This window comes from Streptomyces sp. 13-12-16 (assembly GCF_002114215.1).
GTDB lineage: Bacteria > Actinomycetota > Actinomycetes > Streptomycetales > Streptomycetaceae > Streptomyces.
This window is the reverse complement of the sequence record NZ_NCTE01001295.1, coordinates 557-13,731: the sequence shown is the minus strand read 5'-3', so window position 1 is coordinate 13,731 and position 13,175 is coordinate 557. Positions and strand designations below refer to the sequence as shown.

General features: G+C 72.9%; 14 protein-coding genes and 1 pseudogene. 5 read left to right on the top strand and 10 right to left on the bottom strand.

The annotated features are described in order from the left end of the window. Together B7767_RS39660 and B7767_RS39655 are read left to right on the top strand one after the other, a co-directional pair. Positions 1-424, top strand: a 424-nt coding sequence (locus B7767_RS39660; RefSeq protein ID WP_256923738.1) for an EamA family transporter, incomplete at its 5' end; no start/stop codon positions are given. Positions 425-597: 173 nt separating this feature from the next. Beyond that, positions 598-903, top strand: a pseudogene (locus tag B7767_RS39655) (MMPL family transporter); the annotation flags it as partial. Positions 904-936: 33 nt separating this feature from the next. Here B7767_RS39655 and B7767_RS39650 read toward each other — a convergent pair. The 3 genes from B7767_RS39650 to B7767_RS39640 all read right to left on the bottom strand — a co-directional run bounded on the left by B7767_RS39650 (position 937) and on the right by B7767_RS39640 (position 4,776). Further along, a complete protein-coding gene (locus tag B7767_RS39650) occupies positions 937-3,009 on the bottom strand; it encodes a DUF1996 domain-containing protein (protein WP_107486595.1) in 2,073 nt (690 codons plus the stop codon). Positions 3,010-3,287: 278 nt separating this feature from the next. Further along, entirely contained in the window at positions 3,288-3,962 is a 675-nt protein-coding gene (locus B7767_RS39645) for a lytic polysaccharide monooxygenase (protein WP_085576161.1), read from the bottom strand. 181 nt (positions 3,963-4,143) lie between these two features. After that, complete coding sequence (locus B7767_RS39640) at positions 4,144-4,776, bottom strand: GNAT family N-acetyltransferase (protein WP_085576160.1); 633 nt, start codon at positions 4,774-4,776, stop codon at positions 4,144-4,146. Between the two features lie 104 nt (positions 4,777-4,880). Between B7767_RS39640 and B7767_RS39635 the strand changes: the two genes are divergently transcribed. Continuing rightward, on the top strand, positions 4,881-5,999 hold the full coding sequence (locus tag B7767_RS39635; RefSeq protein ID WP_085576159.1) for a YihY/virulence factor BrkB family protein: 1,119 nt from the start codon (positions 4,881-4,883) through the stop codon (positions 5,997-5,999). 34 nt (positions 6,000-6,033) lie between these two features. Here the strand turns inward: B7767_RS39635 and B7767_RS39630 are convergent, their stop codons facing one another. Further along, the gene (locus B7767_RS39630) at positions 6,034-6,486 is read right to left on the bottom strand and encodes a flavodoxin family protein (RefSeq protein ID WP_085576158.1); all 453 of its coding nucleotides are present in this window, start codon (positions 6,484-6,486) and stop codon (positions 6,034-6,036) included. Between the two features lie 84 nt (positions 6,487-6,570). On the opposite strand from B7767_RS39630, the gene B7767_RS39625 reads away from it, so the two are divergent. Beyond that, the gene (locus B7767_RS39625; protein ID WP_085576157.1) at positions 6,571-7,248 is read left to right on the top strand and encodes a class I SAM-dependent methyltransferase; all 678 of its coding nucleotides are present in this window, start codon (positions 6,571-6,573) and stop codon (positions 7,246-7,248) included. A gap of 100 nt (positions 7,249-7,348) precedes the next feature. Next, entirely contained in the window at positions 7,349-7,798 is a 450-nt protein-coding gene (locus B7767_RS39620; RefSeq protein WP_085576156.1) for an SRPBCC family protein, read from the top strand. 84 nt (positions 7,799-7,882) lie between these two features. Here B7767_RS39620 and B7767_RS39615 read toward each other — a convergent pair whose 3' ends face one another. The 6 genes from B7767_RS39615 to B7767_RS39590 all read right to left on the bottom strand — a co-directional run. Further along, the gene (locus B7767_RS39615) at positions 7,883-8,233 is read right to left on the bottom strand and encodes a metalloregulator ArsR/SmtB family transcription factor (RefSeq protein WP_030869497.1); all 351 of its coding nucleotides are present in this window, start codon (positions 8,231-8,233) and stop codon (positions 7,883-7,885) included. Positions 8,234-8,393: 160 nt separating this feature from the next. Continuing rightward, entirely contained in the window at positions 8,394-8,819 is a 426-nt protein-coding gene (locus tag B7767_RS39610) for an ATP-binding protein (protein WP_085576155.1), read from the bottom strand. Continuing rightward, the gene (locus B7767_RS39605; protein ID WP_256923736.1) at positions 8,816-10,546 is read right to left on the bottom strand and encodes a SulP family inorganic anion transporter; all 1,731 of its coding nucleotides are present in this window, start codon (positions 10,544-10,546) and stop codon (positions 8,816-8,818) included. Before B7767_RS39605 ends, B7767_RS39610 begins: the two co-directional genes overlap by 4 nt. A gap of 120 nt (positions 10,547-10,666) precedes the next feature. Further along, positions 10,667-11,269 (bottom strand): hypothetical protein, encoded by a 603-nt coding sequence (locus B7767_RS39600; RefSeq protein ID WP_085576153.1) that lies wholly within the window; start codon positions 11,267-11,269, stop codon positions 10,667-10,669. 106 nt (positions 11,270-11,375) lie between these two features. Then, positions 11,376-12,449 (bottom strand): zinc-dependent alcohol dehydrogenase family protein, encoded by a 1,074-nt coding sequence (locus B7767_RS39595; RefSeq protein WP_085576152.1) that lies wholly within the window; start codon positions 12,447-12,449, stop codon positions 11,376-11,378. Between the two features lie 307 nt (positions 12,450-12,756). After that, on the bottom strand, positions 12,757-13,175 hold a 419-nt coding region (locus B7767_RS39590), incomplete at its 5' end, for a cation transporting ATPase C-terminal domain-containing protein (protein WP_179167495.1).

The window sequence follows — 13,175 nt, the reverse complement described above, 5'->3', positions numbered from 1 at the left end:
CGCGGTGTGCGGCGTCGCCGCGGTCGAGTCGGCGGCGGCCGGACTGCTGCTCGACGGTTCCGCGTGGCTGCGCCGCCCCGGCGGGGTAGAGGCGACGGCGCTGCTGTGGCAGGCGGTGGTGGTCACCGTCATCGGCTTCGTGTGCTGGTACATGGGCATGCAGCGGATCGGTGCCGAACGGGCCACCCTGTTCTCCGGGCTGATCCCGGTGGCGGCCGCGTGCACCGCACCGCTCGTCGGTACCGGGTCCTACGGCGCGGCGCAGGCGGTGGGCAGTGCCCTGGTCGGCGCCGGGGTCGTCCTGGGGGCCGGCGCCGGCTCCCGTCTCCGGCGCCCCGCGGGCGTTCTCCGCCCCCGTCGCCCCTTCCCGTCCCGGCCCGGGACTCCGCCCCGGACCCCGCTCCTCAAACGCCGGAGAGCCTGAGAGCCGGCCCTCCGGCGTTCGCGGGGCGCAGGCCCGGGGGCGGAAGCGGGTCGAGATGCCGGGGCAACGGCGCGCGCCCGGAATGAGGGAGGGGCCGGGAACCGCTCGGCCGGGCAGAGGGGACACGCCCATGCCTTCCAGGCACAGCACGGCGGGGGCGAGGGCGGGCGCCCGGGGACGCGAAGGCGTCGGTCGCCCATGCCCTGGGGATCACCGCGCGGGTCATCACCTGCGCCGCGCTGATCATGGTGAGCGTGTTCGCGGCGTTCGTCGTCAGCGACGACGTCGTGGTCAAGATGCTCGGCCCGGGCCTGGCGGTCGGCGTCCTCGTCGACGCCACCGTCGTACGGCTGCTGCTGGTGCCGGCCGTGATGACCCTGCTGGGGCGGCACGCCTGGTGGACACCGCGATGGCTGGACCGGGTGATGCCGCACATCGACGCGGAGGGGGAGGGAAACGTGAGGCGGCAGGACCCGTGAAGGGTCCTGCCGCCGTCGAGGTGCCGCGGAGGGTCAGGCCCCGCGCCGCACGCTCCGCAGGACGAAGAATCCGAAGATCACCAGTACTCCGCCCAGCGCGGCCGGCCAGAGCTGGGTGCCGGTCTCGGCGAGGCTGCCGCTCCCGCCCTGTGCCTGGGACTGGTTCTCGGTGCCGAGTTCGGGGAGGCTGCCGGGCACCTCGGCGGCCTGGGCCGCCTGGCCGCCGTCGTCCTCGCCGCCCTTGTCGTCACCGTCCTGGTTTCCGGCGCCGGCGTCCTCGGCCGGGGTGGACGCCTTGACATCGGGCTGCTCGGGCCGGTCGGTGCCGCCGCCCTCCGCGGGCTCCTCGGCGGCCGGGGTCTCCGACGGCTGCTCCTGGCCGCCGTCGTTCTGGTTCCCGCCGTCGTTCTGGTTCCCGCCGTCGTTCTGGTTTCCGCCGTCGTCCTGGTTCCCGTTGTCACCGGGCTTGTCGCCGCCGTCGTCCTGGTTGCCGCCGCCGTCGCCGCCCTGGCCCGGGTCGTCGGGCGTGGCCGTGGGCTCCTCCGGCTCCTCCGGCTGCTGGGGCTCCTCACCCTGTTCGCCGCCGTCACCGTTGCCGCCGTCACCGCCACCGTTGCCGCCGTCACCGCCACCGTTGCCGCCGTCACCGGCACCGCAGGTGCGGCCCTCGTTGATGCAGGCGACGACCTCGTTCATCAGGTCCTCGTCGAAGACGTTGATGAAGTCGCCGTGGTCCGTGATCGGCTTGTGCAACTGCTCCGGGAAGGAGTCGACGGCGAACAGCGGTGTGGTCCTGCCGCCGTCCTCGAGGCTCGGCGCGTCGACGTCGTAGACGATGCGCTGCACCAGCTGCGGCACGGGCTTGAAGCCGGACGGGCAGTTTCCGGCCTCGTCCGCGAACGCCATGTGCGTACGGTGGTTGGCGCTGTCGATGTTGCGGCCGTCCCAGCAGCTCTGGAAGTCGAAGCTGCGCACCACGTCACTGCCCTGCGGGCACAGCGGGTACTTGTCCGTCAGCTGCCGGTCCTCGAAACCGGTGCAGCTCCAGGAGGCGTTGGCGTTGGCGGGGCCGTTGACGAACGACTTGGCGTCGCCGGTGATGATGCGCAGCAGCCGGGGCATGGCGGTGACCTCGCCCTGCGGGTTGCCCTCGAAGGTCAGCGTGACCTCCTTGGGCGTGACGATCTCACCGGCGTTGCCCTCGATGCCGCCGCCCGGCGACTGGGCGTCCTGCTCCTGGGTCCCGTTCTGCAGCCGCAGCACGGGCCAGTAGTACGACGACTTGTCGCCCTGGTCGGCGCAGCTCGTGTCCGCCTGCGCCAGGTCCTCGTCACTGGAGAAGGCGTTGGTGGCCTGGTTGCCGATGTAGTCGTGGAAGTGGTGGGCGCCGTTGCCGACACCCGGTGCGGCGATCACGTTGTCCGAGTTGAACAGGCCGTTCTCGTTGACGCCGCACTCGCTGGTGAAGGTGCCGCGGGAGGCGTTCTCCGTCTGCTTCGGCTCGGTGACGTTGGGCTGGACGCTCTCGATGTCGACGTAGTCGCCGGCGACGGGGCCGTTGCCGGCCTGACCGCCGTTTCCGCCCTGGTCCTGGTCCTGCTGGTCCTGACCCTGCTGGCCCTGGTCCTGCTGGCCCTGGTCCTGCTGGTCCTGTCCGTCGCCGCCGTCGCCCGCCTGCTCGCCCTCGTCGCCGGCGCCCTCCTGCCCGGCGTCCGGCTGTGCGGCGTTGCCGGACTCGCGCACGGCGCAGTCGGCGAGTTCCTCGAGGCCCTCGGGCCGGTCGCCGACCCGGTCGATGGCGGTCCCGATCCGGGCGAGGGCCGCGGAACGCTTCTCCTCGAGCGGCTTGGCGATCGCGTTCTCCGCGAAGCCCGGGTCCTGGCGGAGGGCCTCGGCCGACTCCCCGATCCGCTTGTAGGCTTCCGCGATCTGCGCGTCCAGGCCGGCGAGTTCCTTGTCCACCTCCGCCCGTGCCTCCTCCGGCACCGACGTCAGTTCGGTGGCCACGTCCGGGCAGTCGATCGTGGCGCCCGAGAAGACCTGCGCCTGGCCGTCGCCCTGTCCGCCCTCCTCCGTCGCGGAAGCGTAGACGTTGGCCGCCATCATCCCGCCGCCGCCCAGGATCAGGGCGAACGCGGCGAGAGTCGCGCGCTGTTTGGGGCGTCTGCGTGTGTTGCGTGCCAAGGCAGTACTCCTACGCTTCTGTTGCGGGGGGTGGGCAGGGGATTCCCACGCCCCATACGTAGGCGGGCCACAGCGCGTTCAAAGGACGCACGGTTTCTTCGCGGAATCTCAGAAAGCCCCGTACCGCACGCACCGGGTCCCCGCCGGACTCACGCAGTTCGGCGGGGACCCGGGGACGGAAGCGGTGAAGTGCCGGTGACTCAGCCGAAGTTCACGTCACTGCACAGGAAGTACGTCTGATCCATGTGCGAGGCCTGCCAGATCGTGTAGACGACGTGGCGGCCGCTGAGGCCGGAGGTGCTCACCGGGATCGAGTAGTTCTGGCCGGGTGCGTACGAGCCGGTGCGGGCCACCTGCTGGAGGTCGTCCCAGCCCAGCTGCTCGGTGGTGGGGTCGAAGCCCTGCCGGGTGACGTAGACGAGGATGTAGTCCGCGCCGTGGCCGGCCTGGTCGTGCAGCTCGACGGTGAAGTCGTCGTCCACGTCCGTCGTCTTCCAGGCGCCCACCGCGTCGAGGGAGTCGTAGCGCCCGCTCTCGGTGTGCCCGCCGCTGCAGAGTTGGCCGTCGGGGATCACGGCCCGGAAGTTGCCGGCGGAGCCGTTGCGGTAGAGGCCGTTCCAGTTCCACATGGCGTTGGGGTCGTCCTGCCACGCCTGCCAGCACATCGGGTCTTCCTGCGCCATCGCCGGGTTCTGGAAGTCGCTCCCCCAGCGCTGCCAGCAGCCGTAGTTGCGGGACGCGGGGTCGATCACCGAGCCGTGGGCGACGGCGGTACCGCTCCAGGGGATCAGACAGAGCAGCGCGGCGACGACCACGGTCAGGGCGAGCGACAGGCGGGACCGGAGCGGTAATGCATCATGGCCATGCCAAGTCATGGGTTCCTTCTTTCCACTGTGGGGGTAGTGGGGATGCGGGCACGCGCTCCCACGGTGACCATGGGAGCGCTCCCGGTGCACAGGCTGCGCCCGCCGGAGCGGAGCGGCAATGCGCATTCTCGCCACTTCCGCACCGGCGGCGGCGCGTTCGACACGTTCGACGGAGACGGGCGCCGGCCCCTCAGAGCCCGTCGAGGTCGTGCGTCCTACGGCCGAGGCAGACGACCGAGTCGTCCATCGGCGTGTCGAGCTCCTCGAAACCCATGCGGTCGTAGAAGGCCCGGGCGGGCTTGTTGGCCGTCGCCATGACGAGGTGGACGGACGGCACTCCCCCGTCCCGCAGGGCCTCCAGGAAGGTCCGCATCAGCTGCCGGCCGTAACCGCGCCCCTGCCACTCGGGCAGCAGGTCGATGTGCAGGTGGGCCGGCCAGGGGGCCAGCTCCGGGACGATCATCCGCTCGGGGTGGTGCAGCAGCCGGGCGATCGTCTCGTCCGGGGTGGCCGGCGGCCCGGACGGCTCGGGGTGGCGGTCGCCGACCAGGGGCAGCCACGCGGCCCGGAAGGTCTTGGCGAAGCGGACGGTGTCGGCGGTGCCGACGATGTAGCCGACCGCCCGGCCCCCGCCGTCGTCCAGCACGAACGCCAGCTCCGGCTCCAGATGGACGTACGGCGCGGCGAAGGTGTCGGGGAAGACGGTGGGGTCGGTGTAGTGGGGGCGGCTGTCCTGGCCGTTGTGCGCGGTGCGGATGCAGATGTCGTCGAGGGCCTGCCGGTCCTCGCGGCGGTACGGGCGGATCCTGGGGAACTCGGTCATGCCTGGCATCCTGCACGTCTTGGGAGCGCTCCCACAACCCCTTCCCGGCCAGGTCGGGGCACGGTCCCTGGCTTAGCCCTCCGGCCCCTGGTTACCCGAGGGGCATGAAGCTGCATATCCCGGGGCGGAACGACCGGCAGACCCACGAGAGCGCCACGGACGGGCCCCGTCCGGATCACCGGACCGACGCGGCGGCGAACGAGCCCCGTCCGGATCACGGGACCGGCGCGGCGGACGAGCCCGGGCCCGGCGACGAGGTGGAGCGGGCGGCACCGGACACGCCGGGCAAGCTCCCGAAGGGGGCGTGGGGCGCGGCGTTCAAAGGCAGTCTGCGCGAGTTCAAGGACGACGAACTCACCGACCGGGCCGCCGCCCTGACGTACTACGGCGTGCTGTCGCTGTTCCCGGCGCTGCTGGCCCTGGTCTCGATCCTGGGCCTCACCGGCAAGTCCACCACGGACAAGGTGCTGGAGAACCTCCAGGAGCTCACCGCCCCCGGCGCGGCCCGCGACATCATCACCCAGGCGGTACAGCAGTTGCAGGGCACCGCGGGCGTCGGCTCGATCGTGGCGATCATCGGTCTGGTGCTGGCCGTCTGGTCGGCGTCGGGCTACGTGGCGGCGTTCATGCGCTCGGCGAACGCGGTCTACGACATCCCCGAGGGGCGTCCGGTGTGGAAGGTGCTGCCGGTACGGCTCGGGGTGACGGTCGCGCTGCTGGTGATGGCCGTGATCAGCGCGCTGATCGTGGTGTTCACCGGCGGGCTGGCCCGTCAGGCCGGCGACCTGCTCGGTCTGGGCGACACCGCGCTGACCGTGTGGTCGATCGCCAAGTGGCCTGTGCTGGTCCTCCTGGTCACCATCATGATCGCGCTGCTGTACTGGGCGGCCCCGAACGCCAAGGTCAAGGGGTTCCGGTGGATCACTCCGGGCAGTTTCCTGGCGCTGGTGATCTGGCTGATCGCCTCCGCCGGGTTCGCCCTCTACGTCGCCAACTTCGGGTCGTACAACAAGACGTACGGCACGATGGCCGGTGTCATCGTGTTCCTGATCTGGCTGTGGATCACCAATCTGGCCATTCTGCTGGGGCTGGAGTTCGACGCGGAGATCGCCCGGCAGCGGGCCATCGCCGGGGGCCATCCGCCGGAGGCGGAACCGTACACGCAGCCGCGCGACACGCGCGCCTGGGACGAGCAGGACCGGCGGCGGATGGACGAGACCTGACGCCACCCCTGAGCCCCGCCGTGGACGGCGGGGCTCAGTCCATCAGGCCCGCGGCGATCGTGGCGCCCAGCTCCCAGCACCGCTCGACGTCGGCCTTGTCCGGCTCGCCGGTGACGGTCACGCCGTCGGCGGCGCGACGCCAGCCGAGGCCCGTCGTGATCGACTCGATGCCCCGCACCGCGCCCGTGACGTCGTTCCCGCCGTGCACGTAGTACCCGAAGGGCCGGCCCCGGGTGGTGTCCAGGCACGGGTAGTAGACCTGGTCGAAGAAGTGCTTGAGCGCCCCCGACATGTAGCCGAGGTTGGCCGGGGTGCCGAGGAGGTAGCCGTCGGCGTCCAGGACGTCGGCGGCGGTGGCGGACAGTGCCGCCCGCCGCACCACCTCGACCCCCTCGATCCCGTCGGCGCCGGTACCGGAGAGGACGGCCTCGAACATCGCCTGACAGTTGGGCGAGGGCGTGTGGTGGACGATCAGCAGAGTCGGCACACCCCGACCCTGCCGTGCCGGTCCGCGTGCCCGCAAGCCGCCACGGCCGGTGTCCCGTTGTGGCGACGGGGCGGGAATGGCACGATGCCCCGCATCGGTACGCGACGGACGGGGTGCGTCTTGGTCGACGAGGATCACGGGTCACCGGCGGCGGCGGTGTTCGACGCGCTGGGCGGCGAGTACGAGAAGGCGTTCGCCTCCTCGTCGGCGCACCGGGCGTCGCTGGACCGGCTGCTCGAAGGGCTGGCGCCCGGCAGCAGGGTGCTGGACGTGGGCAGCGGGACGGGCCGCCCCACGGCCGCGGCACTCGCCGGAGCGGGGCATCGGGTACTGGGCGTCGACGTGTCCCCGGTGATGGTGGGGATCGCCTCCCGGCAGGTGCCCGGGGCCGAGTTCCGGTGCGCCGACATCCGCCGGATGCCGCTCGAGGACGGTTCGTTCGACGCGGTCTGTGTGTACTTCGCGCTGCTGCAGATGTCACGGGCGGAGCAGTCGGAGCTGGTGCGCCGACTGGCGCGGGCGCTGCGGCCGGGCGGCCTGTTCGCACTGGCCACCGTGCCGTTGGACGTCGAGGGGTTCGACGGCGTCTTCATGGGGCAGGACGTGCGCGTCACCAGTTTCACGGCCGAGGACGTCGTCGCCCTCGTGCGCGGGGCGGGCCTGGCGGTGGAGTCGCAGGAGAGCGTGATGTTCACCCCGACCCATCCCGACGCCCGGCCGGAACCACAGCTCTTCCTGCACTGCCGCCGCGTGGAGGCGTGACCGCTCGCGGTCGGCCGGTGCCGCGGATCGCCATGACTGTTCGGCGCGAAACCAGGTACTCGTGTTCCGTTCCCCCATCGGAAAGCGAGGTAGCCGACGCATGTCGCAGGTAGAGGAATCGATCGAGGTCGACGTCCCCGTCCGCACCGCCTACAACCAGTGGACCCAGTTCGAGAGCTTCCCGGAGTTCATGAGCGGGGTCGAACGCATCGAGCAGCGCAGCGACACGCTGACCCACTGGGTGACCAAGGTCGGTGGCGTGGAACGGGAGTTCGACGCCGAGATCACCGAGCAGATCCCGGACGAGCGTGTCGCCTGGACCACGGTCGACGGCGAGGCGCGGCAGGCCGGTGTCGTCACCTTCCACCGGGTGCGGGACACCACCACCAAGGTGATGCTGCAGATGGACTTCGATCCGCAGGGGATGACCGAGAGCGTGGGCGACAAGCTCGGCGTCGTCAAGCGGCAGGTCGGTGGTGACCTGAAGCGGTTCAAGGAGTTCATCGAGCGGCGCGGGCTGGAGACGGGGGCCTGGCGCGGCGAGGTCTGACCGCCGCGGCGGGGCGGTCGCACCGGCCGCTTCCCGGTACGACCGCCCTCGTGGTCCCGGCCTTCGGGCCGGGACCACCGTCGTCTACGGCAGCGGTTTCGGCCCGCCCTGCGCGGCCTGGAGGTCGGCGAGCAGTTCGGCCTGCCCGGCGAGCACGCCGGACAGGATGGTGCGCGCCACCCGCAGCAGCTCCGCCACGTGCGGGCTGGTCAGCGAGTAGTAGACGGTCGAGCCCTCCTTGCGGCCGACCACCAGGTTCGCCCGCCGCAGCACCGCCAGCTGCTGCGAGAGGTGCGCCGGCTCGATGCCCACCTCGGGGAGCATCTCCCCGACCGCGTGCTCGCGCTCGCTGAGCAGTTCCAGCACGCGGATGCGGGCGGGATGACCCAGCGTCTTGAAGAACTCGGCCTTCAACTGGTAGAGCGGCGTGGTCATCGTGCCGTCCCCTTTCCGGCGCGGCAGCACGGCCCGGGCGGCCGGTCCTCGGTCCATCGCCTCATCTGTTCGTCGGCTGTTCGTCGGCGTCCGCCTCGACGCTTTCCGAGATTAGCAACTCGGTACATCCTCACCGTCCGGCGGCCGTGGGCCGGTGGACTCACAGGGGGAGCGTGATCCAGACGCTCTTTCCCCCGCCGTCGGCATCGCCCCGGACCACGGCGGTGCCGCCCAGGCCGTGGGTCAGTTCGACGACCGTGGCCAGACCGCCGCCGTGTCCGGCGTCCGGCCCGAACAGCCGCGGCCGGTGGGGGTGGCTGTCGTGGACGGCGAACACCAGGCACTCGGGGCCCGCCGCGTAGATCACCGTGGTCCGCGGGGAGACCTCGGCCGCGTGCCGCACACTGTTGGCCACCAGTTCGCTCAGGATCAGCAGCGCCGGACCCACCGTCGGGTGGTGCTCGCCTATGCCCCACTCCGCCAGGGCCTGCTCGGCCGTTTCGCGGGCGACGCGCACGGCTCCGGGCCCGGTGGGCAGGGTGAGCACATGGCGGTGCGGCAGGGTGTTCGGCGCGGAGGCCGTCACGGCGCCTCCCGGGTGGGCACGGGCACCGCGGCCAAGGGCTCCGCCGCCCGCAGGACATCCTCGCGTTCCAGGTGGTCGCGGGCGGCGCGGATCGCCTCGGGGGTCGTGGCGTACTCCCGGCCCTCGTGCCGCAGCAGCTCCAGGACGCCCACGGAGGCGAGGGCCCGGCGGTGCGCCGGGCGGACGCCCGACGCCATGACGACGATGCCGCGCCGTCTCAGTTTCGTCACCGCGTTCTTGAGGACCAGGGCCCCGGTGGCGTCGACGACGCTCACGTGGGACATGCGCAGGACGACCACGCGTACGTCGGCGAGTTCGGTGAGCTCCGGCAGGAAGCGGTGGGCGGCGGCGAAGAACAGGGGTCCGTCGAGGCGGTAGGCGACGATGTGCTCGGCCGGCACTCCGTGCTCCTCGTCCGCGTCGTCGCCCCGGTCGAGCGGCAGCGGGGCGAGCCGGGCCTGCCGGGCGACGGCGCGCAGCGCGAGGACGCCGGCGACGGCCAGACCGATGATCACCGCCTGGACGAGGTCGAGCACAAGCGTGGCGACGGCGGTCAGGACGAGGATCAGCGCGTCGGAGCGGGTGGCGCGGGCCATCGCGCGCAGCGAGCCGACCTCGACCATGCGGACCGCGGTCGCCAGCAGCACGCCGGCGAGGGCGGCGAGCGGGATCCGCGACACCAGAGGGGCGGCCGCGAAGACGATCACAGCGAGGACGGCGGCGTGCGTGAGCGAGGCCAGCCGGGAGGTGGCGCCGGTGCGGACGTTGACGGCGGTGCGGGCGATGGCACCGGTCGCGGGGACGCCGCCGAACAGCGGGGCGGCGATGTTGGCGAGGCCCTGGCCGAACAGTTCGCGGTCGGGGTCGTGCCGCTGCCCGACGGTCATGCCGTCGGCGACGGAGGCGGACAGCAGCGACTCCAGGGCCGCCAGCGCCGCCACGGCCAGGGCGGGTACGAGGAGGCTGCCCAGGGCGCCGGTGTCGACGAAGGAGAGGGACGGTGCGGGCAGGCCCGGGGGCAGATCGCCGATCGGAGGCGCCCCGTCCAGCCCGGCCGCCTGCGCCACGGCGGTGGCCGCGGTCACCGCCAGGACGGAGAAGGGGACGGTCGGCTTCCAGCGCGCCCCGAGCAGCATGACGGCCGCCACCGCGAGCGCCAGCGCCGAAGCCGCCCAGGCGGGGTCGCGGGTGAACTCCTGGACCGCCCGCCAGGCCACGACCAGGACCCGCTCCCCCTCGGGCACGGGCACGCCGAGGGCGTTCGGGATCTGCTGCAGCCCGATCACGCACGCGATGCCGAGGGTGAAGCCCTCCACCACCGGTGCGGGAACGTACCGCATGCCTCCCCCGGCCCGCAGCAGCGCCAGCGCGACCAGGATCACGCCCGCCATCAGGCCGACGGTGAGCACGCCCGCGGGCCCGTGGTCGGCGACGATGGGCACCAGCACCACCGTCATCGCCCCGGTCGGCCCGGAGACCTGGAGGCCGGAGCCGCCGAACACGGCCGCCAGGGCTCCGGCGACCACGGCGGTGGCCAGCCCCGCCTCGGCGCCGAGCCCGGAGGAGACACCGAAGCCGAGCGCGAGCGGCAGTGCCACGACCGCGACGGTCAGGCCGGCGAGCAGGTCCCGGCGGGGATGGCGCCGCACCTGGTCCACATCTGCACGGGTGGGCAGCAGCGAGGTGATCCGGCGCCGGATTCCGGCCTGCGGCAGCGGTACGGACACGGACCCTCGACTCCACTGACGACTGGATGACGAGGAAAGCATGTAGTCAATTGCGAAAATTTGCAACTTCGCAGCTCACTGGGGCGTCCGTACGGGGGTGAGGGAGCCGCCGTCCCGTGTTCAGCCCGTCATGCGCCTGCGCCACGAGGGCTCGACCCGGCGCCACTCGGCCTCCCACTCGGCCAGGCGCCGCAGTTGCAGCCGGGCGCGGGCCAGCCATCCGCCGAGCAGGACCAGTCCCCCGGCGGCGACGGCGACCGTGATCCCGGCCATGACGGTCTGGAACCGTGCTTCCGCGCCGTCGGGCGGTGCGGAGACCAGCCGGCCCGCGGGGTCCGTCCACACGGTGACCACGGTGCCCGCCGGGCTCCCCGGGTCGACCTCGGCCCGGCCCGTGCGGCCGGTGCCGTCGGGGGCGGTCCACCGCACCTTGGCCCATACGCCGCCGTCCCCGCCCACCTCCTGCGTCACCGACGCGGACGACTCGGCGGCGTCCTCGGCCAGTACGGCGGGGACGGAGGTGGTCCGCTCCCGGCGCTCGGCGAGCGACCCGTCCACGGCCCCGGCCGCCGTCAGGCCGGAGAGCGCCCCGAGCAGCAGGGCGAGGACGACCGCGGCGAGCACCAGCCAGGCCTCGGCCAGATCGCTGCGGCGGCGCAGCGGGTTCCTCCGCCACCGCCACAGCCGCACCCTTCGCGGCCTCGCACCCTGCGTCCTCGCCATCGGAGGTCACCTCCTCGCACGGGTGACGAACGGCGCCCCACTCCAGGGTGGACCCGGTCGCCCCGCTCCCGCACGGGCCGGACGGCCCGGTCCGCCGGTGCACCCGTCAGACCGTCGGGTGCACGGGCACCACCTCGTGCTGCGGAACACCGAGGACGACCTTGAGCGCCCCGGTCTCGGCGGCGTTGCCGAAGACGTCGTAGGCCTCCTGCATGTGGTCGAGCGGGAACGTGTGGGTCACCAGCCGGCGGGTGGGCAGCCGGCCGGCGGCCGCCATCCGCAGCAGGGTGGGGGTGGAGTGGGTGTCGACGAGTCCGGTGGTGATGGTGACGTTCTTGATCCACAGGTCCTCGAGGTGCAGCGCGGCGGGCGCGCCGTGCACGCCGACGTTGGCCAGGTGCCCGCCGGGCCGCACCACACGGGCGCACAGCTCGAAGGTCTCGGGGACGCCCACCGCCTCGATGACCACGTCCGCCCCGAGCTCGCCGGTGAGGTCCGCGATGAGCTGCTCGGGGCCCTCGCCCGCGTCGGCGACGGCGTCGGCGCCGAACTCCTTCGCGGCCTGGAGCCGGGAGGCGGCCACGTCCACGGCGACGACGCGTTCGGGACCGAACAGCCGGGCGGTGGCGATCGCGGCGAGCCCGACGGGCCCGGCGCCGACCACGACGACGGTGTCACCGGGACGGACCCGCCCGTTGAGCACGCCCACCTCGTAGGCGGTGGGGAAGATGTCGGCCAGCAGCACGGCGTCCTCGTTGTCGACGGCACCGGGCAGCGGGTACACCGAGAGATCCGCGTACGGGACCCGTACGTACTCGGCCTGGGTGCCGTCGATCAGGTGCCCGAGGACCCAGCCCCCGCCGCCCCGGCACTGGCCGTACATGCTCTCGCGGCAGTAGCCGCAGCGCCCGCAGGCGGAGATGCAGGAGACCAGGACGCGGTCCCCGGGGCGTACGGTGCGGACGTCGCCGCCGGTCTCGACGATCTCGCCGACCGCCTCGTGGCCGAGGACGGTGCCCGGGCGGACCTCGGGCACGTCGCCCTTGAGGATGTGCAGGTCCGTGCCGCAGATGGTGACGGCGTCGACGCGCACGATGGCGTCGCCGGGTTCCTTGACGGCCGGGTCGGGGACCTCCTCCCAGGCGGACTGCCCGGGGCCGTGGAAGACGTAACCCTTCATGCCGATCCTCACCCTTCTCGGTCTGCGGCGGGCTTCGGCGCCGGGCGCGTTCGCCCGCGTCGGCGGGGTGCCGGGCGCCCCGTACTTCCAGTCTGGGCGCAGGGGGCCGGATTCGCTCGGGACGGGCGGTTCCCTGTCGGGCGGGCGGCGTCCCCCGTGATTCCGCATCGCGCGCTGTCGGGGTGTCCGGGCCTTTTCTCGCCCCCGCCGCCCCTTCCCGTCCCGTCCCTGGGGGCTTCGCCCCCGGACCCCCTTCGCGCAGTTCCTCGCGCCCCTGCGGCCCGCCCCTCTTCGCGCCCCCAGGGGGTCAGGCCACCGGTCGGGCGATGCCGTCGGTCAGCAGGTGGCGGGTCCGCCGCGCGGAGTCGCCCAGGCGCAGGGCGAGGCGGGAGGTGAGGTCGTACAGGTGCCGTACCGCTTCGAGGCGTTCCAGGCGTGGGGCGAGGGCCGAGAGGGTGATGGCCAGGGCGACGCCCGCCCAGGCGACGGGGCCGAGCGGGGCGCAGCCGAAGAAGTGGCTGACGCCCGGGGTCTGGACGAGGGCGGCGAGCACGGCGGCGGAGCCCAGGGCCGTCACCCACACCAGGGGGCTGTGGCGGCGCCCGGAGAGGGTCTGTACCAGCTGGGCGCCGACCACCCCGCACAGGGCCATCGTGGTGGAGCGGCGTTCGGTGCCGGGGGTGAGGCGGCCGATCAGATAGGCGGTGACCGCGCCGAGGCAGGTGG